17 protein-coding genes are annotated in these 22,304 nt (G+C 71.8%); 2 read left to right on the plus strand and 15 right to left on the minus strand.

Going from position 1 to position 22,304, the window contains the following annotated elements; genetic code table 11:
- The first annotated feature begins 539 nt into the window (after positions 1–539).
- Positions 540–2,153 carry a glycoside hydrolase family 13 protein gene (locus tag CLV72_RS24970; RefSeq protein ID WP_425428123.1) on the plus strand — a complete coding sequence of 538 codons (1,614 nt, stop codon included), beginning with the start codon at positions 540–542 and terminating at the stop codon, positions 2,151–2,153.
- A gap of 3 nt (positions 2,154–2,156) precedes the next feature.
- On the opposite strand, the gene CLV72_RS24975 is transcribed toward CLV72_RS24970, so the two are convergent.
- The 4 genes from CLV72_RS24975 to CLV72_RS24990 form a co-directional block, all read right to left on the minus strand.
- Positions 2,157–2,570: a globin gene (locus CLV72_RS24975; protein ID WP_106250998.1), complete on the minus strand. Its 414-nt coding sequence runs from the start codon at positions 2,568–2,570 to the stop codon at positions 2,157–2,159.
- 88 nt (positions 2,571–2,658) lie between these two features.
- Positions 2,659–4,323 (minus strand): energy-dependent translational throttle protein EttA, encoded by a 1,665-nt coding sequence (gene ettA, locus CLV72_RS24980; RefSeq protein WP_106251001.1) that lies wholly within the window; start codon positions 4,321–4,323, stop codon positions 2,659–2,661.
- A 71-nt stretch (positions 4,324–4,394) separates the two neighbouring features.
- Positions 4,395–5,249 (minus strand): DUF4192 domain-containing protein, encoded by an 855-nt coding sequence (locus tag CLV72_RS24985; RefSeq protein ID WP_342755690.1) that lies wholly within the window; start codon positions 5,247–5,249, stop codon positions 4,395–4,397.
- Positions 5,200–5,901, minus strand: coding sequence for a DUF4145 domain-containing protein (locus CLV72_RS24990; RefSeq protein ID WP_106251006.1), 702 nt, complete (start codon positions 5,899–5,901; stop codon positions 5,200–5,202). The genes CLV72_RS24985 and CLV72_RS24990 overlap by 50 nt, the downstream gene beginning before the upstream one ends.
- A gap of 105 nt (positions 5,902–6,006) precedes the next feature.
- Between CLV72_RS24990 and CLV72_RS24995 the strand changes: the two genes are divergently transcribed.
- Complete coding sequence (locus CLV72_RS24995; protein ID WP_106251008.1) at positions 6,007–6,828, plus strand: hypothetical protein; 822 nt, start codon at positions 6,007–6,009, stop codon at positions 6,826–6,828.
- A gap of 38 nt (positions 6,829–6,866) precedes the next feature.
- Here CLV72_RS24995 and CLV72_RS25000 read toward each other — a convergent pair whose 3' ends face one another.
- From CLV72_RS25000 to cobA, 11 genes are all read right to left on the minus strand, one after another.
- Positions 6,867–7,349, minus strand: a complete 483-nt coding sequence (locus tag CLV72_RS25000; protein WP_211303106.1) for a hypothetical protein — start codon at positions 7,347–7,349, stop codon at positions 6,867–6,869.
- The gene (locus CLV72_RS25005) at positions 7,346–9,496 is read right to left on the minus strand and encodes a hypothetical protein (protein ID WP_106251010.1); all 2,151 of its coding nucleotides are present in this window, start codon (positions 9,494–9,496) and stop codon (positions 7,346–7,348) included. The genes CLV72_RS25000 and CLV72_RS25005 overlap by 4 nt, the downstream gene beginning before the upstream one ends.
- Positions 9,493–11,199, minus strand: a complete 1,707-nt coding sequence (locus CLV72_RS25010) for a hypothetical protein (protein WP_106251012.1) — start codon at positions 11,197–11,199, stop codon at positions 9,493–9,495. The genes CLV72_RS25005 and CLV72_RS25010 overlap by 4 nt, the downstream gene beginning before the upstream one ends.
- 8 nt (positions 11,200–11,207) lie before the next feature.
- Positions 11,208–12,656: a tyrosine-type recombinase/integrase gene (locus CLV72_RS25015; RefSeq protein ID WP_106251014.1), complete on the minus strand. Its 1,449-nt coding sequence runs from the start codon at positions 12,654–12,656 to the stop codon at positions 11,208–11,210.
- Positions 12,657–12,751: 95 nt separating this feature from the next.
- Positions 12,752–13,156: a DUF4192 domain-containing protein gene (locus CLV72_RS25020; RefSeq protein ID WP_106251017.1), complete on the minus strand. Its 405-nt coding sequence runs from the start codon at positions 13,154–13,156 to the stop codon at positions 12,752–12,754.
- A 425-nt stretch (positions 13,157–13,581) separates the two neighbouring features.
- Positions 13,582–14,661, minus strand: coding sequence for a M14 family zinc carboxypeptidase (locus CLV72_RS25025; protein ID WP_106251019.1), 1,080 nt, complete (start codon positions 14,659–14,661; stop codon positions 13,582–13,584).
- Positions 14,662–14,712: 51 nt separating this feature from the next.
- A complete protein-coding gene (locus tag CLV72_RS25030) occupies positions 14,713–16,062 on the minus strand; it encodes a GGDEF domain-containing protein (RefSeq protein WP_106251021.1) in 1,350 nt (449 codons plus the stop codon).
- A 248-nt stretch (positions 16,063–16,310) separates the two neighbouring features.
- Positions 16,311–16,844 (minus strand): single-stranded DNA-binding protein, encoded by a 534-nt coding sequence (locus CLV72_RS25035; RefSeq protein WP_106251024.1) that lies wholly within the window; start codon positions 16,842–16,844, stop codon positions 16,311–16,313.
- A gap of 164 nt (positions 16,845–17,008) precedes the next feature.
- Positions 17,009–19,138 (minus strand): GTPase, encoded by a 2,130-nt coding sequence (locus CLV72_RS25040; protein WP_146159554.1) that lies wholly within the window; start codon positions 19,136–19,138, stop codon positions 17,009–17,011.
- A 179-nt stretch (positions 19,139–19,317) separates the two neighbouring features.
- Entirely contained in the window at positions 19,318–21,015 is a 1,698-nt protein-coding gene (locus CLV72_RS25045) for a GTPase (RefSeq protein WP_245930427.1), read from the minus strand.
- Positions 21,016–21,049: 34 nt separating this feature from the next.
- A complete protein-coding gene (gene cobA, locus CLV72_RS25050; RefSeq protein ID WP_245930428.1) occupies positions 21,050–22,297 on the minus strand; it encodes a uroporphyrinogen-III C-methyltransferase in 1,248 nt (415 codons plus the stop codon).
- Between the last annotated feature and the right edge of the window lie 7 nt (positions 22,298–22,304).

Below are 22,304 nucleotides of genomic sequence, written 5' to 3' on the forward strand. Positions count from 1 at the left end.
CCGGCCGCACCAGGGGACGCCCGATCCGCCGCCGTCCCGCCGGATGACCGTCCCGCGCCACCACGGCACACCGCACCCCAAGGGCCCGTCCACCGCGGCGGGCCCTTCCCGTGGCCCCCGGACGAGAGCGGCGGCCACGTCCGTCCCCGTCCGAGCGGCTGCCTCCACCCGGAGCAGCCGACATGCGCCTCATGCGGTGGTCGCATGAGAGGTGATCGCACAAAACGGGAGGCGTCACCTTCCTCTCTCCCAGACTCCCGCGGCACCACAGGACGGACGAAGGCACCAAGGGCAACAAGCGTGCACCCCTCCGAGGCGTTCCCCCGCCCCGACCCCCTCGCGCCGCCAGGCCCCACCCCATCCCCCTCCCGCCCAGGGGGGCGGCCCCTACACTCATTTTTTCGTGACCGGGCCGCCTCCCGGGAGGGTTACCGGTGGGTTCTGGATAACCTCGCCTGAGGCCGGCGCACTGTGGACGACCGATGGAGCTTGCCTTGACTGGAGTAGCCGAAGGGCCGGGACGGGCCGCCCCGCGGCAGGTGGGTGCGGAGGCCGGGACGGACGCCGCGCCCGCACCCGCCGCGTCCGGCGGCCGCGCGGAGCGGGCGTGGTGGCGCGACGCGGTCGCCTACCAGATCTATCCGCGCAGCTTCGCCGACTCCGACGGTGACGGGGTGGGCGACCTCACCGGGATCCGGCGGCGGCTCGGCCACGTCGCCGGGCTGGGCGTGGACGCGATCTGGCTGACCCCGTTCTACCGCTCGCCGATGGCCGACCACGGCTACGACGTGGCCGACTACCGCGACGTCGACCCGGTGTTCGGCACCCTGGCGGACGTGGACGGGCTGATCGCCGACGCGCACCGGCTCGGGCTGCGGGTCATCGTCGACATCGTGCCGAACCACACCTCCAGCGAGCATCCGTGGTTCCGCGCCGCGCTGGCCGCCGGACCGCAATCCCCGGAGCGGGAGCGCTACCTGTTCCGGCGCGGACGCGGCGACGGCTCACCGCCGAACAACTGGCAGTCGCGCTTCGGCGGGCCGGCATGGACGCGGGTCGAGGACGACTGGTGGTACCTGCACCTGTTCGCACCCGAGCAGCCCGACCTCAACTGGCGGCACCCCGAAGTGGCCGAGGAGTTCCGCTCCGTGCTGCGCTTCTGGCTGGACCGGGGCGTGGACGGCTTCCGCATCGACGTCGCCCACGGGCTGTTCAAGTCCGAGGACCTGCGCGACGTGGGTCCGGGCGAGGGGCACCACATGTCCAACGGCCCCATCTGGAGCCGCCCCGAGGTGCACGCGGTCTACCGGGACTGGCGCCGGCTGCTGGACGGCTACTCCGGTGAGCGGATGGCCGTGGGCGAGGTCTGGGTGGACGATCCCGTCGACCTGGCCCGCTACATCCGCCCCGACGAACTGCACCAGGCGTTCAACTTCGCCTGGCTGACCGCCCCCTGGTCGGCGGAGTCCTTCCACCGGGTCATCACCGAGTCGCTGGCCGCGACGGCGCCCGTGGGCGCCACCACCACCTGGGTGCTGTCCAACCACGACGTGGTGCGGCACGTCACCCGCTACGGCGGCGGCGAGACGGGTGTGCGCCGCGCCCGCGCCGCCCTGCTGGCCATGCTGGCGCTGCCCGGTGCCGTCTACCTCTACCAGGGCGAGGAGCTGGGCCTGCCCGAAGTGCTCGACCTGCCCGACGAGGTGCTGCAGGACCCCAAGTGGGAGCGGAGCGGCCGCACCCAGCGCGGCCGGGACGGCTGCCGGGTGCCGATCCCGTGGACCGGCGAGCGGCCGCCCTTCGGCTTCACCCGAGCGGAGGCGACGCCGTGGCTGCCGCCGCCCGCGGACTGGAGCGGCCTGACCGTGGCGGCCCAGGACGCCGACCCCGCGTCGACGCTCAACCTGTACCGGCGCGCGCTGCGGATCCGCAAGGCCGAGCCGTCCCTCGGCGACGGGAGTCTGAGCTGGGTGGACCTGGGCCCCGGCGTACTGGCCTTCGCCCGCGAGCCCGGCCTGCTCGCGGTGCTCAACTGCGGGACCGAACCGGTGGCGCTGCCGCCGCACCGCGAGGTGGTGCTGTCGAGCGCGGAGCCGGACGCCGCGGCGCCGGGGAGGCTGCCGCCCGACACCGCGGTGTGGCTGCGGCGCTGAGCCTCAGACCCTCGGTGAGTTGACCATGCTGTGCGCCGCGTAGACCAGGTACTCCCAGAGCGTCTGCTCCAGCTCGGGGGCGAGGTCGAGTTCGTCCACGGCGGCCCGCATGTGCGCCAGCCAGGCGTCGCGGGCCTCGGTGGTGACCTCGAAGGGCGAGTGGCGCATGCGCAGCCGGGGGTGGCCGCGCTGGTCGCTGTAGGTGCGGGGGCCGCCCCAGTACTGGACCAGGAACATCCGCAGCCGCTCCTCAGCCCCCTCGAAGTCGTCGTCGGGGTACATCGGCCGCAGCAGCGGGTCGCCGGCCACGCCCTGGTAGAAGCGGTGCACCAGCCGCCGGAAGGTCTCCTCGCCCCCCACCGCCTGGTAGAAGGTGACCGTCGTCTCGCCGGTGCCGTCGCCGTCCTGTGTGCTCATATCGATCCCAAGCTACTCAATGGGCGCCGGCCGCCGTACCCCGCCCAGAGGTACGGCGGCCGGCGGCCGCGAGCCGGACCGACCCGGGTCAGTCGCGGGTCAGCTTCCGGTAGGTGACGCTGTGCGGGCGGGCGGCCTCCGGCCCGAGACGCTCGATCTTGTTCTTCTCGTAGGCCTCGAAGTTCCCTTCGAACCAGAACCAGTTCGACTCGCCCTCCCAGGCCAGGATGTGGGTGGCGATGCGGTCCAGGAACCAGCGGTCGTGGGAGGTGATCACGGCGCAGCCGGGGAACTCCAGTAGCGCGTTCTCCAGGGACGACAGGGTCTCGACGTCGAGGTCGTTGGTGGGCTCGTCCAGCAGCAGCAGGTTGCCGCCCTGCTTCAGGGTGAGCGCGAGGTTCACCCGGTTTCGCTCGCCGCCCGACAGCACGCCCGCGGGCTTCTGCTGGTCGGAACCCTTGAAGCCGAAGGCGGCCGCGTAGGCGCGGCTGGGGATCTCGACATCGCCGACCCGGATGAAGCTCTCGCCGTCGGAGATGGCCTCCCAGACGTTCTTGTTGGCGGCGATCTTCTCGCGGGACTGGTCGACGTAGGAGATCTGGACGGTCTCGCCGATGTTGATCGAGCCCGAGCTGGGCTTCTCCTCACCGACGATCATCTTGAACAGGGTGGTCTTGCCGACGCCGTTCGGGCCGATCACGCCGACCAGGCCGTTGCGCGGCAGCGAGAAGCTGAGGTCGTGCATCAGCACGCGGTCGCCGAAGCCCTTGTTCAGCTTGGAGACCTCGACCACGGTGTTGCCCAGCCGCGGGCCGGGCGGGATCTGGATCTCCTCGAAGTCGAGCTTGCGGGTCTTGGCCGCCTCGGCGGCCATCTCCTCGTAGCGCTCCAGCCGGGCCTTGCTCTTGGTCTGCCGGGCCTTGGGGTTGGAGCGCACCCACTCCAGCTCGTCCTCGAGGCGCTTCTTGCGCTTGGCGTCCTTCTGCCCCTCGACCCGCAGCCGGGTGGCCTTCGTCTGCAGGTAGGTGGAGTAGTTGCCCTCGTAGGGGTAGAGCTTGCCGCGGTCGATCTCGACGATCCAGTTGGCGACGTTGTCCAGGAAGTAGCGGTCGTGGGTGATCGCGATGATGGTGCCCGGATACTTGTCGAGGTGCTGCTCCAGCCACTGCACGCTCTCGGCGTCGAGGTGGTTGGTGGGCTCGTCCAGCAGCAGCAGGTCGGGCTGCTCCAGCAGCAGCTTGCACAGCGCCACGCGGCGCCGCTCGCCGCCGGACAGCACGGTGACGTCGGCGTCGGGCGGCGGGCAGCGCAGGGCGTCCATGGCCTGGGCCAGCTGGCTGTCGAGATCCCAGGCGTTGCGGTGGTCGAGCTGCTCCTGGAGCTTGCCCATCTCCTCGAGCAGCTCGTCGGAGTAGTCGGTCGCCATCTTCTCGGCGATCTCGTTGAAGCGGTCGAGCAGGGCCTTGGTCTCGGCCACGCCCTCCTGGACGTTGCCCAGGACGTCCTTGTCCGGGTTGAGCTGCGGCTCCTGGGCGAGCAGGCCGACGGTGAACCCGGGCATCAGCCGGGCCTCGCCGTTGGAGGGGCGGTCGATGCCCGCCATCACCTTCAGCATGGTGGACTTGCCGGCGCCGTTCGGCCCGACGACGCCGATCTTGGCTCCGGGAAGGAACGACCCCGAGACGTCGTCAAGGATGACCTTGTCCCCGACAGCCTTACGGACATTGCGCATCGTGTAGATGTACTCCGGCATGGCTCCAGCCTAGGGTGTCCAGGCCCCCGCTCCGGCCAGCCCGGCCGAGACGGGGCGGGCGGGGCAGGCGGTCAGCTGGCGGGCGGGGACTCGCCGTAGTCGCGGGCGAGGTCGGCGGGGGATATCGCCGGCCAGCCCGACGGCGGCATGTCGGCCATCACCACGGCCATCAGCAGCCGGGCCATGGAGTAGCCGGGGTCGGCCGACAGCGCCCGCTCCAGGGCGACGGAGGCGAGGACGGTGTCGCCCGACTGCCAGGCGCAGAAGGCCAGCAGCGCGGCCGGGGCGGCCCGGTAGGGCTCGGTGACGTGGCGCAGGACGTGGACCCACAGCACGGCGTCGGCGTCGGCGGTGCCCGGGGTGGTGCGCACCCAGGCGTCGTCGCGCACCCGCAGGCAGCACAGCGCGACGCCCAGCCACGCGGTTTCGTCGGGGTTCAGCGGCGGGCCGCCGCGGCGGTGGCGGTCGAGCGCCGAGCGGACCAGCGGCAGGCCCTCCGCGGCGATGCCGCGGCGCAGCGCGGTGGGACCTGCCGAGCCGCGATCGAGCCGCAGCAGCCGCTGCTCGGCGCGGTCGGTGGCCGCGCCCATGGCCGCGCCGGCCTCGCCGCCGACCGGTTCGAGGGAGCGGGCGAGGTCGTCCCGCGACGGCCACGGCGCCAGGCCCGCGACCACCGCCTGGGCGGACACCGGCGAGCTGTCGGCGTCGAACGGCACGCCGCCGGCCGGGCAGCAGCGGGCGTTGGCGGTTATGCGCGCAACGACCGTGTTCGGGTTTGATGGTGTCGCTGATCGGGCCTGTGTGGATAGTGGTGTGGAGTGGTCGGCATGTACCGGCCTTTGTCTCGAATCCAATCCGCTGCTGGTGTGCCGGGAGTCACAGGTCTTGATTGGGTGTCTTGTTCTGGGCTGCACGGTGGGCGTCACGTCGGGCTTGGCGGGCGCCGCGCAGGGCCTGCCGTTGGGCAGGCTGTACGTAGATCTCGAAGACGGCGTCGCGGATCAGTTCGGCGACGTCTGCAACCTCGTCCGGGGCGAACTCCACGGCGTCGTGCAGGCTCCAGTTGCCGAGAAACCGAGCCTCGTGAAACTGGTCGACGACGTCGTCGGGGACGCCTTTGGACTTCAGGGCGTCGATCTTTTTCTCGAGGGAGCCGTTGCCGGCGCCGCGCTCGCGGCAGATCTCCTCAAGGGCAGCCCGGTACATCGCGGCTGCCGCCCGCAGCGCGCCAGCGTACTCGGCCACAGCTCCCTCGGTGAACAAGCCGCGGATCGTCGCTGGCACTTCCGCAGCGAGTTCGCGCGGGCTGCGCTGGGGCCATGCCAGCAGATTCCGTCTGGCGTCCTTCTTCACCTCTTCCAGCACAACGGCGGTCCGGGTACACGCTGGACAGCGCCAGACCTGGAGGTAAACGCCTTCCCCGTGTCCTTCGAAAGGGTCAACGGGCGAGAATCGCGGCCAGACCTGCTGCGGTGATCCTTGGTGATCGAACTGAACGGTGAGGTTGCAGTCGGAGTGCGGGCAGCGGCCTACGCCGTACTTGTTCGGCAGCCCGTCGACGGGGATGGGGGTGGTCATAGGTTTGGGATACCTCACTGGGCGGACAAACTGTGCGATCGGACAATAGTACAGGTGGAGAAATCCGGTCGTATAGCCTCGGGACTGGGCGTAACGTCTCCTTGTATGGATGATCAGGAGCAGCGCGACCTCCAGCAATTGATGCCGTTACTGGATCGGGCGGAGCAGTGGCGAGCGATGACGGGCGAGAACCGGGGGGAGTGGCGAGTGCAGGAGCGCAGCTCTCTGGCCGGGGACGACGCCAAGTCCGACCCGTACCAGGTCTCCCACGCCGCCTGGCACGCGCTCACCGTCGCCGTCGACCACCTTTCCTGCCTGCGGTCGTCGCTGAGCCAGCAGATGAGCAGGGAGAACACCGAGCTCTCCATTACCGTCCACATCTACGCGCCTTCCACCCTGCTGCGCGGGGCGTTCGAGAACGCCGCCCGCGCGGTGTGGCTTCTGGGCCCCGGCAGCCGAGCAGAGAGGATTCGGCGTCGGCTGGCGATGCAGGCCGGCGAGGTCCGCAACTCCGCACGGCTGTGGGCGCTGATGGGCCGCCAGCCTCCACGCTCCAAGGAAGATCGCATCAAACAACTCGCCGAGTTGCTCGCAGCCGCCGATGCGCGGCTGAGTGCCGAGGAGGCAGGCAAGGCAGTCAGAAAGGTGCCGGACTACGCAGAGATCGTCCGAGACGCTGGGGCTCGCACCTCGGTGGGCGCCGACCTGGCCGAGGTGATCTGGAAGGGGTGCAGCGCCCTCGCGCATGGAGACATGTACGGCACGCTCAGCATGCTTGCTCTGGAGACCATCGAGCGTCGCCAGAACACCGTCCTCACTCAGGTCACCGCGTCCATCAGCGGTCTGTACTCCACGACCATGGCCACCACCACCCTGATCGAGCGCGGCTTCGAGCTCTATAAGCAGCGCGGCACCCGCTATCTCTGAACGATGATTCCGCGTTGACCACCATTGGCCCGTGGGGCTCATTCCTCCGTTTTCGTGCCGTTCCTGCGTGCTGAGGCGTCCGTCTTGTGCGAGGGCCGAGGGGGAAGGGCGCCGACGTTGCCGCGGGTGGCCAGCGCGCGGCGTAGCTGGGTGATCTCGTCGTGTTGGGCGGCCAGCCGTGATATCGCGCTGGTGCGCAACTCCATCAGTTCGGCGAGTCGCTGTTCGCAGGCGTGTAGGCGATCTCGGAGCCGTGTGTTCTCGTCTTTGAGCCGGCGGATCTGGGCGGAGCGCGGGTCGGGTAGGTCGCCGTCCTCATGCATCTGGTTCAGTCGGCGGGTGAATTCGTCCTTGAGGTGTCCGTAGCTGCGGTAGAGGGCAGCACGGGAGACGTCGGCTTCGCGGGCCAGGGTGGTGATGTCACAGGCGCCGCCGGGTGGGATGTGGCCGCGCAGAAGCCGATCCATGGCGGCGCGTATGGCCTCCTCGGTTCGCCGTCGCTTCGCCGGGCTGATCGTCACTGGGGTTCCCGGGTTGTGGCGTGGTCGATGGCGGCGATGACCTGGCGGGCGCGGTCGTGTTCGGCAGTCAGGCGCTGTTTCTCGCCGACGGGAATGCGCGGGTTGCCGAGGAAGGTCTCGGTGGTCTTGGCCGCCCCGGCCCAGATTTCGCGGTGTTCGGCGTTGAAGGTGGCCTGGGGACAGCGGGCCGCGTCGCAGAGCCCGGCCAGTGGCTGGTCTGCGGTGGGGGTGCCGGCGAGTTTGAGGCAGAGCGCCTTGGCCGGGTCGGTGAACCAGCAGTAGTTCGCCGGCTGGATGTGCAGGGCCGCGGCCCGCTTCTTCAGCAGCAGCTCGACGTGGCGGTCGGTGGCCACCACCGTGGCGGGTGTGGCGTCGAGTTTGGCCAGTTCGTCGTCGACGTGCTCGAACGCCGCGATCAGCCCCCGCGCGCCGGGGCCGACCGGGAACCGGCCATCCCGGTAGGCCCGGTAGGCAGCCTTGGTGAGTTCGAGTTTGTGGGTGTGTTCCTCGCGTTTCATCTCGGCATGCAGACGGCCCTGCGCTCCGCCGGGTCGGGCGGCGTATCCCTCCGTTGTGGACACGCTGACCTGCTTGAGGTGGACTTTCGCGGCCCAGAGCCCGTGCGGGCGGTGCGCCATCTCCAAAGACAGTGAGCGGCGCGTCATCCGAGCGGTGATGTCGCCGTCCGGAATGGGCTCCAGTCCCAGCCGGGCTCCGTTCGGGCTGTTGACCCACCGCCGGAACGCGCGGAACCGCTCGGTCAAGTTGAAGCGGCCGAACACTGACTCCCTCGGCCGCGGGGCGGCCAGGTAGGTCTTCGCCCCTGCGAGGCGGATGGCCAGCTCGACGGCCCGGTAGGCGGGCTCGATGACCACCCACTCGTCTGAGACCCCACCCCACTGCTGTCCCTTGATCAGGGTGCTGGCCAGCCGGAAGCGCATCAACCCCGCCGTGACCTCCTCCGGCGGCAGTAGGGACTCCCCGTTCAGTTCCATCAGCTCACCGGACCGCATCCCGGTGATCGTGGACGTCACGAACAGCGCGGCGTTGAACACGATCAGCGTGAGGTCATCGACCTGAGCAGTCGTCAGCGGTCTGCTCCAGGGAACCCGGTCGCCGCTGTCCGCCCGACAGACGAGGGCGGCGTCGCGGGCCCACTGCGGGCTCACCCCGACTTGCGCGGCCGCCGACTCGGTCACCTCCCGGAACCGGCGGAGTTCGGGAGCGTGGAACCGGCGAGTGCGCAGATCGCGGGCGAGTTCTGCGAAGGTGACCCGCAGCAGAGGATCATCCGAGTTCCATCCGGCTGCCATTCGCTCCCGGACGTGGTGTTCGTCCAGTTCAGGCAGCGGCTCACCCCGGGCGATGTAGTCGGCCAGTAGTTCGGTGTACTCGTCGTGTCGCGGCCGGCGGTCGGAAATCGGGATACTTCGGCGGGCAGCGAGGTGTTCGGCCAGCGCCGCGGCGTGAGGTCCGACGGTTTCGACGAGGTAGAGCCCAGCGCGCAGCGCCGGACCCAGCACGGCGTCGGTGATCGGCGGCGTCGTGTTCTCACCGCCCCGTTTGAATCCAGCGACCTGCGAAGCGGTCGTACCGGACCAGGGCATGAATCCGGTTGGGTAGCGGTCGGCAGTGAACATCTCGGTGTAGCGGGCGAGATCCTTGACCACCACGATGTCGCAGAGCAGGCTCGTGGACCTCAATCCGTCGGCCCGCCGCTGATGCAGCCACCGGTCGCAATGCTGCTGCGTCAACTCCCCGAGGTGACCGACCCCCTCCTCGGCCAGCCAGCGCAGCCACGCGACAGCTTTGATGCGCCGCTGGGCGCAGGTGCTCAAGGACAGCTGGTCGCGAAGAGCCCAGGGCAACTGGGCGATCACTGCGTGGCGAGGGGCGCGCAACGCGACCAGGAACTCGCGGACCAAAAGTTGCCAGTGCGGTTGCGTGATCTCGCTGAAATCCCAGACGAGATAGAGGGGATGGAACTGGATCGGCGTGTCGCGAACCCCGCGCAGGTCCCATCGGTGGTCGTCGAACCGAGGGCGGGGGCCAGCGGGCTCCATGTCGAGATCCAGCAGTTCGTGCACGTACTGGCCCGAGAACGGCGACTGGGCGAGCGTCTCGTGGTGGATGGGGTGGGTGGTCATTGGGTGGTTTCCTCGGGGCGCAGGGGCAGTTCGTCGTCACGGTCGCCGACCTCTGTCGCTGCGGCCGCGAGCACGGCGGGAGCGAACTTCGGCAGGATGTCGCTGTCCAGCCGGTGGGCGTAGGGGCCGAACACCGCCGAGAACTGCGGCATGGTCATCTGCCGGAACTGGCGGGCGAAGAACGCCTTCAAGCGCAGCAGGTTCGGCGCGTGCCGTGGAGCGAACACCGCCAGCGGACACAGCAAGCACACCCACGGCCTGGCCGGACACGGCCGGCCTTTCGGGCCGTGCAACCCGGCCAGTTGGTCGGCGCATGCCGCGGTGAACACATCCCGCCGCCCACCCGCCAACTCCTGGATCACCTCGTCGGTGAGCGCCAGGTGCTGGATCTGGTCGGGAAACTGCCGGGCTGCGTCGGCCGCGTTCTCGGTGGACAGCACCATCGGGGTATGGGCCTTGCGCACCAGGTCGGCTTGGGCCTCTTCGATCACCGTGGCCAGCGCGTCGATCTGCGCCCGACTGGTCGGCGCCAGGTAGTGATCGCCTTCCACCTTCGCACTGTGGTTCGGATCGATCGTGGCCCGCCCGGTCCAGGCGCTCTTGTCCCGCCGCTGCTCGAACGTCGTGCGGAAGCGATGCCGATGCAGGGAGAACGGCCGCCCGTCGTCACCGGTCAACGCCTGCGCCCGAACCCAGGAGTGCATGGCCGATCTATTGAGGCTCGGGACCGCCACTCGCTCGCTCCCTTGAGTGAAGTGAACGAGCCAGAGAGCTGAACGAACCGGTGCGGCAGCGAACGGACGCACCAGGGCCGAGTAGTCCAGCCAGTGGCGCAGCACCCGAACCGCCTCGGCGGGCAGGTTCAGGCCTTCCCGCCGAGTCCGGCCCTTGACGTATTCCAGCAGCACCCTTGCGTCCCCGGCCCAGTCGACGTCCTCCAGCCTAAGATCTTGGAGACCGTCGGGGACGATACCGCTGGTCATTCCCAACAGCACCCGAAACGCCACCACGACTCGCATCGTCGGGAACAACCGCCGGGCAGCCTGGTGGGGCGAGCCCTCGCGCACCGACTTGCGCGAAACACTGAGATGGGCCGCGATCTCGGTGTAGTTCATCGGACCATGCCGGCGTAGTAACCACAGCCGGTTCGCCATCGGCCGCCAGCCCCCGACCCGCGGGTCCTGACCGGTCTCTGCCGCTGCGAGTGCAGCCCGCTGATCGGCCATGGCCTCGGCGATGATCTCCTCACAGCAACAGCGCAGGCGGTCCCACTCGGTCGGGCTGTAGGGCCGCAACGGCCGCGGCGTGGGCCTGCGACGCAACGGCGGCCCGCTCAAGTAGTGGCTCACCTCTGGCCGAAGCAGGCCGGGCCGGTGCGCATCGAGACTGCGCAGCACCTGTCGGCTCACTTGTTCGACTTGGGGACGGTGCGCCAGCCAGAATTCGATCAACCGTGCCTTGGTCAGCTCCCCGGCGCTGCCGGTGAACCCGGCTTCGTCCAAGGTCCGGCTCAGCTGACCAATTGCCATCCGGTACTTCACCGCAGTCTGCCGGGCGTCGACCCTGCCGTGCGGGTGGGTCATCGCCGCCAGGCCACCCGCGAGATCCCGTACTAGCCTCGGACAAGGCAGGTGGTGCAGGTCGAGGGTGTAGCGAGTGCCGTTGCTAAACACGAACGCCACCGCCAGCGGCTCCTCGATCACACGGGCGCTCACCAAGCCCCCACCGGCTCGCCGGAGAACTCGGCCAGCACCTCAGCCGCTAGCCCCGCCCGCCGGCCCACGTCCTGATAGACCTCCCGGAACACCCGGTCGAGGTCAATCCGGGACAGGTAAACCTGCGTGGTGAGCACCGAAGAGTGCCCCAAAAGATCCCGCAGCACCTGGATCGGATCGGCCCTGGTCAAATACAACGCCAGCGCCGCGTTGCCGTCGGTGTCGGCGACCAGCTTCGCAGCCTTGGCGTAGTAGCCGGCGACTAGGCCCTCCAAGGTCGCGAGCGCCATCGTGTGCCGCAGCCGGTGCGGGTGGACGTGCGGAAACCGCGGCTCGAACCGTTCACGGATCCGCTCCGAGGCCCGGCGGAACACCGTGGCCCAGTCCACGAACGGCGACCCGTCCCGCCGCACCGCCACCAGCAAAGACCCGCCTCGCTCATCGACCAAGCGCAGCCGCTCCGCCGGGCTCAGCCGCGACCAGGCCTGCCGCCGTCCGTTGATCAGCCCGCCGCGCCAGTCCGCCTGCGTCACGATCAACGGCTCACCCACGCCTGGGTCCGGCCGCCACGGCGAACCAACGGTGGCCAGCGGCCGCTCCAGTTCCAGGTAGCGGTGCATCGCGGCGAGCGCCTCGTAGGAGACCCAGGTGGTGCGCTGCTTACCGCCCTTGGTGATCGTCCCCGCTACTGGCAGCAAGATCGGCAGCACGGTGGGCTCCGAAGGCAGGGGCGGCACCTCCGGCGCCAGCAGATAGGTGAACTCCTGCTTGCGTAGCCCGCTGGCCAGCACGAACCGTGCCATCGCCGCGTTCCGGCCAGGATCGTGACCACGGAACTCCGGATCGGGCGCCCCGTCGGGCAGCAGGCCCTCCAGCGCCCGCACGAACAGCTCGGCGAAGTCCGACTCCAGATACTTGACCGTGGTGTGCGGCTTCGGCCCCTTCAGCATGGCCAGGTTGCGCCGCACCGTCCTAACCTCGCCCTGCATGAACCGCTTGGCCCAGGCGTAGCTGAACGGCACCGCCTCGGCGTGGCCCTCCTCCACCGCCCACTCATAAAACCGGGCCAGCGCTGTCACGTGCAGGTTCCACGACGACTCGGCCAACCGCACCGCCAACGGACCACCCAAGCGGTACTCCGCATACACGCTCAACACCGCACGCAGCCGCTGCCGGGAATCCAACGCCGCCACGCCCCGCTCACCGAGGAACGTCAGCCAGTCCCGCAGCGCCCGCGCGTACGCCTGCCACGTGTTCGGCGACGGCGCCCCGCTGACCGGCAACTCCCGCAGCCACCGATTCACCACAACGGTCGCCCGCGGACCCGCGTCGTCCTCGAACCGAAGGTCGTCCTCGATCAGCACCGGAACACCCGACCGGATCAGCGGCTCGCGCCCGACGTCCCAACCCTGCCACCCAATGGACGAGAAGAAGATCAAATACACCCGGCGAAAGCTAGACGCCCGACACAATCAACCGCAACACATAGATCAAGGCCCACAGACTCGGCCTGACGCTGTCCGAGACACACCGAAAGTGCTCACCTAACCTCGCAGACATAGGACCAGTAGCGGCCGTTCTCGACGCGCAGCGCCTCCCGCAGCCGCACGCCTTCCAGGGTGAGGGTCTGGTTCACCAGGCGGACGGCGGGGTCGGCCCGCTCGGCGGGGCCGTAGCCGACGACCACCGCCTGGTCGCAGCCGTCGACCCGGAAGGGCGCGACGAAGCGCTCGGCCAGCTCGTAGCGGCCGAGGGCGTCGTCGGGCGCGGGGAGGTCGGCGCGGCCGGCGAAGCGGCTGCGCGACCGCGCACCGGCCAGGCCCAGGACGACGACGCTGTGCTCGGGCCGGAACCCGAGAACGTAGGGCACGGCCGCCAGGACGTCCGTGGGCTTGGAGAGGTGGAGGAGGGTGGCCGCGCGCTCGGCGGCAGGGCTGGTGCTCATGCCCGCAAGCCTGGCCGCCCGCCTTCCGGCCCGCCAGGCCGATCCGCCCGCCTGTGGACAACTCCCGGCCCACCGCCCCCGTTATCCACAGATCCCGCCGCCCGCCGCTTCTCCACCCCGTTCACCTGGGAGGATGGAAATCGGGGGGTTCCCCGATCCGACGGCCCCGCCGTTGACGGACGGGCGGGTCGCGTACGAGCGCGGGCACGGACGCGCGAGGCACGGACGGGCGATCCGCCGGACGGGTGGTGTCCGCACGGTGGTGTCCGCACGGGCGAGGAACGTACGGGCGAGGCGCGGACCGGCGATCCTCCGGACGGGCGGAGTGCCGCGGCCTGGACGCCGGTACCTGGGCGCCGATGGGCGGATGTGTCGATGGTGTACCGCCCGGGTGGCCGCCGCGCGGCGGCCACCCGGGCGGGCGGTCAGTCGAGGCTGTCGAGGCGGAGCGGGTGGGCGCGCTCGGTGTCGGGCAGCGGCTCGCCCCTGGGCGGGATCTGCTCGGCGCGGTCGGGGTCGATCCGGCGCAGCGAGCCGTCGGCCGCGGACTGGGTGACGGCCAGCATGGCGGCGTAGGCGGAGCGGATCTGCGCCTGCTCGTGCTCGGCGCCCATGTCGCTCAGCTCGATGAGCACGCTGGCGCTGCCGCGCAGGCCGTAGGCGTTGCGGGCGATGCCCTGGTAGTCGCCGCCCGGGTACAGGCTCACGTTGGAGCCGGGCACCAGGCGGGTGATGGCGCGTTCGGCCACCACGCTCACCTGCTGGGCGGCCTCGACGTCGGAATCGGCCACGTCGGGGTGGGTGGGCCACAGCAGCGACGCGGTGATCTCGCGGCCCTCGTCGTCGATGTAGCGGCCCTGCATGTGGTAGTCGACGACGATGTCGGGCCGGAACTCGGCGTAGGCGCGCTGGATGTGTCCGGCCTCGGTGGCGGGGTTGTCGTCGGGGGCCACGGCCGGGTCGTGGTAGCGGTTGATGTCGTAGCCCTGGCCGGCCTGGCCGTACTCCGGGTCGGCGTCGGGGTCGTAGTTGTAGCGCCAGTCGTGCACGTGGCCGTCGGGGTTGGCCCGCACGATGACGTCCACGGTCACCCGCGAGCGCAGCCAGCGGTGCCAGAAGGAGTTGCCGAGCCCGAGCGTGCGGACGTACTCCAGTGCGGCCGGGGCGCCCAGCGGCTCGTTGCCGTGCTGCTGGCTGATGTACTGGATGCGCACGGGGCCGTCGCCGATCCGGGCGGCCCAGACGGGGCGGCCCTGGTTGCTGTCGCCGATGCTGCGGACCTCGACGCGGCCCCGGCTGCGGTCGGCGATCTCGGCGAGCTCCTCGGCGAGCTCTTCGTTGCTGGGACGGGGGTCGACGGTGCGCGGCAGGGAGCGCACCTCGGCGGCGGAGCGGTCCGCCGGGGCGCCGGCGGGCTCGGCCTGGGCGGGGGGCGCGAACGCGGCGACGCTGAACACGGCGACGGACGCGCACAGCAGGGAGAGGGGGCGTAGGCGAGAATTCATGCGAAGAAGCTGGCACACCCGGATCAAGCGTGACAAGGGGTGCCGACAGGGTCACGCCATGTCTTCTCTCTCACCGGCCAGCCGCCATCGCAGGCTGGGCGCCTGGGCGGGCCGGTCGACGAGCGCGCGGTCGGCCGCGGTGGGTTGCGCCGGCACGCTGACGCGGTCGCGGCCGGCGTCCTTGGCCTGGTACAGCGCGAGGTCGGCGGCGGCCAGCAGTTCGATGAGGTCGCGGCCGTGGGCGCGCAGCAGCGCGACGCCCACCGAGATGGTGACCGCGACGGTGGCGGGGCCTTCGGCGGGCAGCACCATCCGCGCCACCTGGTTGCGCAGCCGCTCGGCCACTCTGCACGCCTCGGCGAGGTCGGCCTTGGGCAGCAGCACCACGAACTCCTCGCCGCCGAACCGCCCGACCAGGTCGTACTCGCGCAGCTGGTGGGTGAGCATGGTGGCCACGCCGACCAGCACCTGGTCGCCGACGAGGTGGCCGTGGGCGTCGTTCACCCGCTTGAAGTGGTCGATGTCGACGATGAGCACGCTGAGGTCCTCGTCGCCGCGCAGGGCGCGGGCGATCTCGGCGTCGGCCTCGCGCTGCCAGGCGGGGGCGTTGAGCAGGCCGGTCTTGGGGTCGGTGCGGGCCGCCGCCTGCAGCTGCTGGTGCAGCAGGCTGCGCTGCAGCAGGATCACCGGCGGGAGGGTGACCGCGATCAGCAGGGTGGACATGGCGCAGACCAGGGTGACCAGCACTCCCACGCACAGCTCCACCAGGTCCAGCAGCAGGCTCTCGCCGTCCCACAGCACGTCGCGCCAGCGCAGTTCGGGGGTGGCGGAGTAGGCGGCCACCGCGACCAGCGCCGTGCTGGTGACGGCGAAGAGCACGCCGCAGCCGACGGCCGCCATCAGGGAGCGGCCGTCGCCGAGCCAGGCGGAGGGGTTTCCGAGCGGCTCGGGCACGAACCAGCGGAAGACCACGCCGGCGGCGGCGCCGGAAAGGCCGATGGCGGCGGCGTTGAGCACCCGCCGGAAGACCAGGGTCCTGCGGACTCGCAGCTGCAGCAGCGCGTAGAGCGGGATGGGCGCCAGCAGCGCGTAGATCGACGGCAGCAGCAGGGCGACCGGCAGCCACCAGGCCGACAGGAGGTCTCTGACCACCCCCGCGGGCATGCCCAGCCGCCGGATCGCCTCGACGCAGGCCGCGCCGCAGGCCAGCACCGCCGCGAACAGGACGAGCTCGGACACCCGGATCGGGGTGTGGACCAGCAGGTAGCCGGCGAGCACCACTTCGAGCGCCACCACGGTGGCGACGTAGGCGATCAGCGCCTTGGGCTGGGCGAGCAGCGGCAGCGTGGCGGCGTTTCGCTGCGGAACGCCGCGGACCACTCGCTTGACGGAACGGTTCACCGGAGGCACCCACCCCCTGTCTTGTCACTTTATGTAACAGGATAGTTGCAACACGTGCGCACGGAAACGGTAACCGCTAGGTTGGTGAAATGAGGGGTGAACGTCACCATCCATGGTGACGGGTGGTTCGCGGGGGCAGCGGTCGGAGCGCGACCGGCGACGGGAACGCCCGGCGGCGGACCCCGCCCAACCGGGGAGGGGAACTGCTATGCGTGGAGTCACCTGGACCTAGGTCCATCGTGCAGGTGTCACGCGGCCCAGGTGTAGGGCGACGCGGAACCGCTCTCGTCCCCTTCACCAGGGCCCACCGGGTCCGGTCCATGCGTTCGCGAACCGTCAGGCTCGCCGGACGCGCCCGCCGGACCCGGTGCCGATCCCCCGCCGGCTCCCGCCTCCGCCTCCGTACGCTCGTCCGCTCCCGCCAGGGCCGACCGCTGGAAGCGGGCGACCCCGAACACCAGGTCGTGGCCGACGCTGGTGGCGCTCAGCTCCACCGACTCCCGGCGCCCCTGCTCCGTCTCCCAGCGGGTGGCCCGCAGCCGGCCCACGACCACCAGCGGGGTGCCGGGGCCGACCGAGGCGGCGACGTTCTCGGCCAGTCGCCGCCAGCAGGTGACGGCGATGTGCATCGGCTCGGTCTTGCGCCACTCCCCCGCCGCCCGGTCGAAGTAGCGGTGGGTGGACACGAGCCGCAGGGTCAGTACCTGGGTGCCGTCGGCGAGCACGCGGTGGCGCGGCTCGGCGACGACGGTTCCTCGGATGGTCATGTGCGGGGCGTTCATGGCGGCCTCCCTGGGTCGGCTGGACGGATCCACCGTGCCGCCCGCGGCCCCGGGCCGCCAGCCCGCTCCGCCGCCCTGTGGACGGCCGGGGCGCCGCCGCGGGACTTGTGCACAGATTCGCGCCGGGCCCTTGCGGGCCGCCGCCGGACATGCCGGCTCCGCGCTCAGTCGTCCTCGGAGGCCGTGGCGCCGTCGGGGACGACCGCGCGCACCGGGGCGCGCACCGTCCGGCCCTGCGCCAGGTCGAGCGCGGCCGTGAACCGCCGGTGGGTGGCCAGCTCCTGTTCGAGCGGGGCCAGCACGCGCTCGCGGGCGATCGCCGCGATCCGCCGCCCGGCGTTGTCGCGGACCTGCTCCTGGCGGACGTTGGCCGCGACCGCGACCAGGTTGCGGCAGCCCGCGGCGGTCAGCCAGCCCAGCAGCAGGGTCGCCGCCGTGCAGGCGGCGGCGTACGGGATCACCGGGGTGTCCAGGAGTGGGACGGCGGAGCCGGTCCAGCCGCCGGCGAAGCCGACCGCGACCAGGGCGACCAGCCAGGCCAGCCCGAGCACGAAGGCGCCGAGCAGCGCGTAGTGCAGGGTGCGCACCAGCCGCCACCAGCCGGGCACCTCCAGCTCGGGCACGGCATCGGCCACGGCCTTGCCCAGCAGCTGCGGGATGCGCTCGGAGTCGCGGAAGGCCGCCGCGCGCAGCCGGGCGCCCCACAGCGCGGACCGGCCGCCCGCGACGCCCTCGGCCACCGCGTTCAGGGCGTTGTCGACCTCGGCCTGCTGCGCGCCGACCGGCGCGGTGCCGCCGGAGTCGTCGTAGAGGTCGTCGATGCGCATCCGCCGCAGCGGGTCGCCGCGCAGCCGCTCGACGAGCTTGGCCACCGGCCAGTCGATGTAGTGGGCGGCGCGCCGCTCGTAGGCGGTCTCGGCGGCGGCGCCCACCGCGTCGACGGCGGCGGCGCGGCCGAGCGCGGCGGTGAGCTCGCGCGCCTGCGCCTCGTCGACGGCGTCGCCGGGCGGGCCGCCGCGGTGGTCCTCGAACTCCCGCGCGAGCTTGTCGATGTCGGCGGCCAGCCGGTCGGCGAGCGCACGGCGGTCACCGACCGCCTCGGTCAGGATCTCGCGCAGGTCGTCCAGGCCCGCGCCGGTGACGGCGGAGGTGGTGATGATCCGGGGCTGGTAGCGCTCGTCGGAGTCCAGCAGCCGCCGCAGGTCGGTCAGGCACTCCTCGGTCTCCTGGGCGCCGAGCCGGTCGACCTGATTGAGCGCCACCACCGTGACGGTGCCGTGCCCGGCCATCTCGGCCAGGTAGCGCTGGTGCACGGCGGCGTCGGCGTACTTCTGCGGGTCGAGCACCCACACCAGCAGGTCGACGGCGCCGATCAGGCGGTCGGCCTCCATGGCGTGGTTGACGCGTACGGAGTCGTGGTCGGGGAGGTCGAGCAGGATGAGGCCGTCGAGCGGGGAGTCGCCCTCGTCCAGCGCGCTGGTGCGGGAGTGGCGCCGCCGGGGCGGGACCCGCAGCCAGTCCAGGACGGCGGTGGCGCGGTCCTCGCCCCACACGCAGGCGTGCGCGGTGGAGGTGGTCGGCCGGGTGACCCCGACGGTGGAGAATTCGAGGCCGCACAACGCGTTGAACAGCGAGGACTTGCCGCTGCCCGTGCCGCCGGCCAGCGCGACGATGGTGTGGTCCTGGGAGACCCGCATGCGTGATCCGGCGCGGCGCAGCAGGGTGCGCGCGTCGCGGAGCAGTTCGGGTTCGAAGCCGTCGGCGCCGATCTCGATCAGGGTGCCGAGCGCGCCGATCCGGTCGGCCAGTTCGTCGCGGCTGATGACGGGGGCGAGCACCGGTTCGACCCGGGCGGAGGGCCGCCAGTCGGCGTCGTCGGGCTCGTCCTCGGCGGTTTCGGAGCCGGCCTCGGCCTCGGGCTCGGAGGCGGGGTCGCCGGACGCGTCGGGTTCGGACGCGTCGGGCTCGCCACTCTGCGCCTCGCCGGCCTCCGTGCTCGCCTGGGCGGCCGGCCGCGGCTCCTCGGCGGGCTCCGGCGCCTCGGGCTCGGCCGCCTCTCCGGCACCGCCGGCCGCGGGCTCGGCCGCCTCCGGCGCCTCCTGGGCGGCGGGCGGCTCGGCGGGTTCCTGGGCGCCGCCGGGGCTCGGCGGGCTCCAGCCGGGCTCCTCGGCCGCCGCGCCCTCGGACATGGACGGCAGCGGCCCGGTGCCGCCGGAGTCCGCCTCGTCGCCGCGGCGGCCCTCGGCCGGGGCCGCGCCGTCGGGGATGGTGGGGTCGGCGATGTCTTCAGCCACTGCGCTCACCTGACCGACGGGGTGGGCGGGGCGGTCGGCGGGGTCGTCACCGCTGCGGAAGTCCTTCTCGTCTGCCTGCACGGTCTCTCGGGAAGATAAAGGCGGAGGTTCGCTGAGGATCGCTGAAAGTCACTGCCAAGAGCAGAAGCGTAGTGGCCCCGCCGAGTGGCCGGGTGCGCTCAGCGGGTCACCTCAAGGGTGTACGTGGCCTGGTAGAGCTGGACGGCCACCGACTCCTCGGGCGCCCCGGCGCCCTCGATGACCTGGGTGAAGCGTAGCTTCTCCTCTTCGAACACCGTGCCGATCCGGCCCCGCAGGTCGGTGCGGGCCCGGTCGCCGATGCTGCGCAGCGCCTCGGCGCCGAAGAGGGCGCGCAGCAGCCGCTGCGGCGCGGCGCCCGCGCCTCCCTCGCCGGACTGGCCGGAGCCGAAGCCGAGCAGCCCGACCATGCAGACCAGCGAGAGGGTCTCGGGGTCGACCGAGACGAACTTGGCCACCGAGCGCTTGGTGAGCCCTTCGGCGGTGACGAGTTCGAGGACCTTGGACTGCCAGGCGCTGACGGCGTTCCTGGCCCGGCGGCGCAGGCCCTCGTGCGAGCGCTCCAGTTCGGGGGTGGCGGCGAGGGCGGCGCCGCCCGGGGTGGCGCGCCAGCGCTCCAGCACGCCCTCGGCGGCCCGCTCGGCGCCGGCCACCAGCAGGGCTTCGAGGCCGTCGCGGATCGCCTGGTCGAGCGCCTGGACGCGGCCTGAGGCGCGCCTGGGGTGGCCGGCCTCGCGGCGCCTGCCCCGGCTCACCCGCAGCGAGCGCAGGATCTCGCCGCTGGCGGCGACGTCCTGCCAGCGCGCCAGCACCTCGCCGCGCAGCAGCGAGCCGCTGCGGGTGTCCTCGTCGACCTCGGCGAGCGCGGTCGCGTAGGCGGACTCCACCTGCTCGGCCAGCGCCCGCTCGGCCGCGACCTGCACCTCGACCTGCTGGGCGAGGGCGGGGATGCGGGTGCGGAAGCTGTCCAGGACACCGAGGAAGGTGCGGGAGGACACCACGTCGCGGCGGGCGGGGTCGTCGGCCAGGGCGATGATGTAGTTCTTGATGGGGTCGGCGGTCTTGCCGAGCAGCCTGCCGTTCGCGATCTCCTTGGTCTCCGGGATGACGAAGCGGTCGCTGTCCTGGAGCCCGTTGGCGTCGAGCATGGCGTGGAAGTGGGTGACGAGCTTGTCCTGGTCGGCCGGGGGCACCCGCGACAGCACCACGGCGAGCGAGGTGTTGCGCTCCCGCGCCACCTGCAGGAACTCCCAGACCCTGGCGTCGGCGTAGCGGGCGCTGGTGGTGACGAACAGCCACAGGTCGGCGGCGTCGAGGAACTTGGACGCGAACTCGTGGTGGCTGGCGACGACGGAGTCGACGTCGGGGGTGTCGAGCAGGGCGACGCCCTTGGGCATCCGCTCGTTGGCGGCCAGCACCAGCAGGCCGTCCTTGCCGGGCATGGCCAGGCCCTGCTGGCGGACCCGGGGCAGGGTCGGCAGGAAGACGTCCTCGTTGAACCAGTCGGCGTCGGTGGGGTGGCAGGCCAGCACGGGGCTGTTGCTGGTGGGGCGGCGCACGCCGGTGGTGGTGACCTGCTCGCCCACCAGGCTGTTGACCAGGGTGGACTTGCCGGCGCCGGTGGATCCGGCCACCGCGACCAGCAGCGGGGCGTCGGTGCGGCCCACTCTCGGGAGCACGAAGTCGGTCAGCTGCTCCAAGACGTCGGCCTGGGCCAGCCGCCCCTCTTCGGCGCCGGGCAGCTCGTCGGCGAAACCGATCAGCCGGATCTGGTCGCGCAGCTCGATCAGCGCCTCGCGCAGCTCGCCCGCGTCCGTGGGCGGTGTTGGCCGGCTCACCTGGATCCCGCCTCCCTGTCGGCTCGCCTGGTGGTCACGGTGCCTGCTCCGGCGCGACCGGCCCGGCGCTCGGATCGGTGATCCGCTGCGCCACGCCGACGACATCGCCCACCACGACCACCGCCGGCGGGCGCACACCGCGCGCCTCGGCCTCGGCCGCGACGGTTCGCAGTGTCGCGGTAAACGCTACTTGGGTGGGCAGGGTGGCGTCTTGGACTATGCCCACCGGGGTGTCGGGATTGCGACCGTACCGCATCAAAGCGTCGGCTATGGCGCGCATTCGCTCAACGCCCATCAGAAAAACGACCGTGCCCTTGGCCTTCCCGAGCCCGCGCCAGTCAACCGTCGACGCGGGGCTGTCCGGGCCGACGTGAGCGGACACGACGTGGAACTCCTGGGAGACGCCGCGGTGGGTGACGGGGATGCCCGCCGAGGCGGGCCCGGCCACCGCGCTGGTGATGCCGGGAACGACCGTGACCGGCACGCCGGCCTCCACACAGGCGCGCACCTCCTCGCCGCCGCGGCCGAAGACGTAGGGGTCGCCGCCCTTGAGCCGCACCACGAAGCGCCCGGAGCGGGCCCGGTCGACCAGCAGGGCGTTGATCTCGTCCTGGGTCATGGAGCGGCCGTAGGGGATCTTGGCGGCGTCGACGAGTTCGACGTCGGACGGCAGCTCGTCCAGCAGCGCGGCGGGGGCGAGGCGGTCGGCCACCACCACGTCGGCCTGGGAGAGCAGCTGGCGGCCGCGGACGGTGATGAGGCCGGGGTCGCCGGGGCCGCCGCCGACGAGCGCGACGCCGCGCAGCGGCTCGCGGCCGCGGCGGGCGTCCAGGGTGCCGTCGGTGAGGCTGTCGACGATGGCGTCGCGCAGCCCGGCGGAGCGGCGGGGGTCGCCGTCGGCGAGGACGCCGACCGTGATGCCGGCCGCGCGGCCGCTGGCGGGCGTCCAGGCGGCCGAGCGGGTGCGGTCGTCGGCGCGCACGCACCACACGCGGCCGCGCTCGGCCTCGTCGGCGACGGCGGCGTTCACGGCGGGGTCGTCGGTGGCGGCGTGGACCAGCCACGCGCCCGCGCAGTCGCCGGGGCGGTACTCGCGGCGCTCCCAGGCGATCCGCCCGGCCGAGGCGAGGTCTTCGAGGCTGGCGGTGAGGGCCGGGGAGACGCAGGTGACCTCGGCGCCGGCCTCCAGCAGCACCGGGACGCGCCGCTGCGCCACCCGGCCGCCGCCGACGACCAGCACCGGCCTGCCGTGCAGGCGCAGCCCCAGCAGGTAGGGGCTCACCTGTGGG

This window comes from Allonocardiopsis opalescens (genome assembly GCF_003002095.1).
In the GTDB taxonomy this organism is placed as follows: domain Bacteria; phylum Actinomycetota; class Actinomycetes; order Streptosporangiales; family Streptosporangiaceae; genus Allonocardiopsis; species Allonocardiopsis opalescens.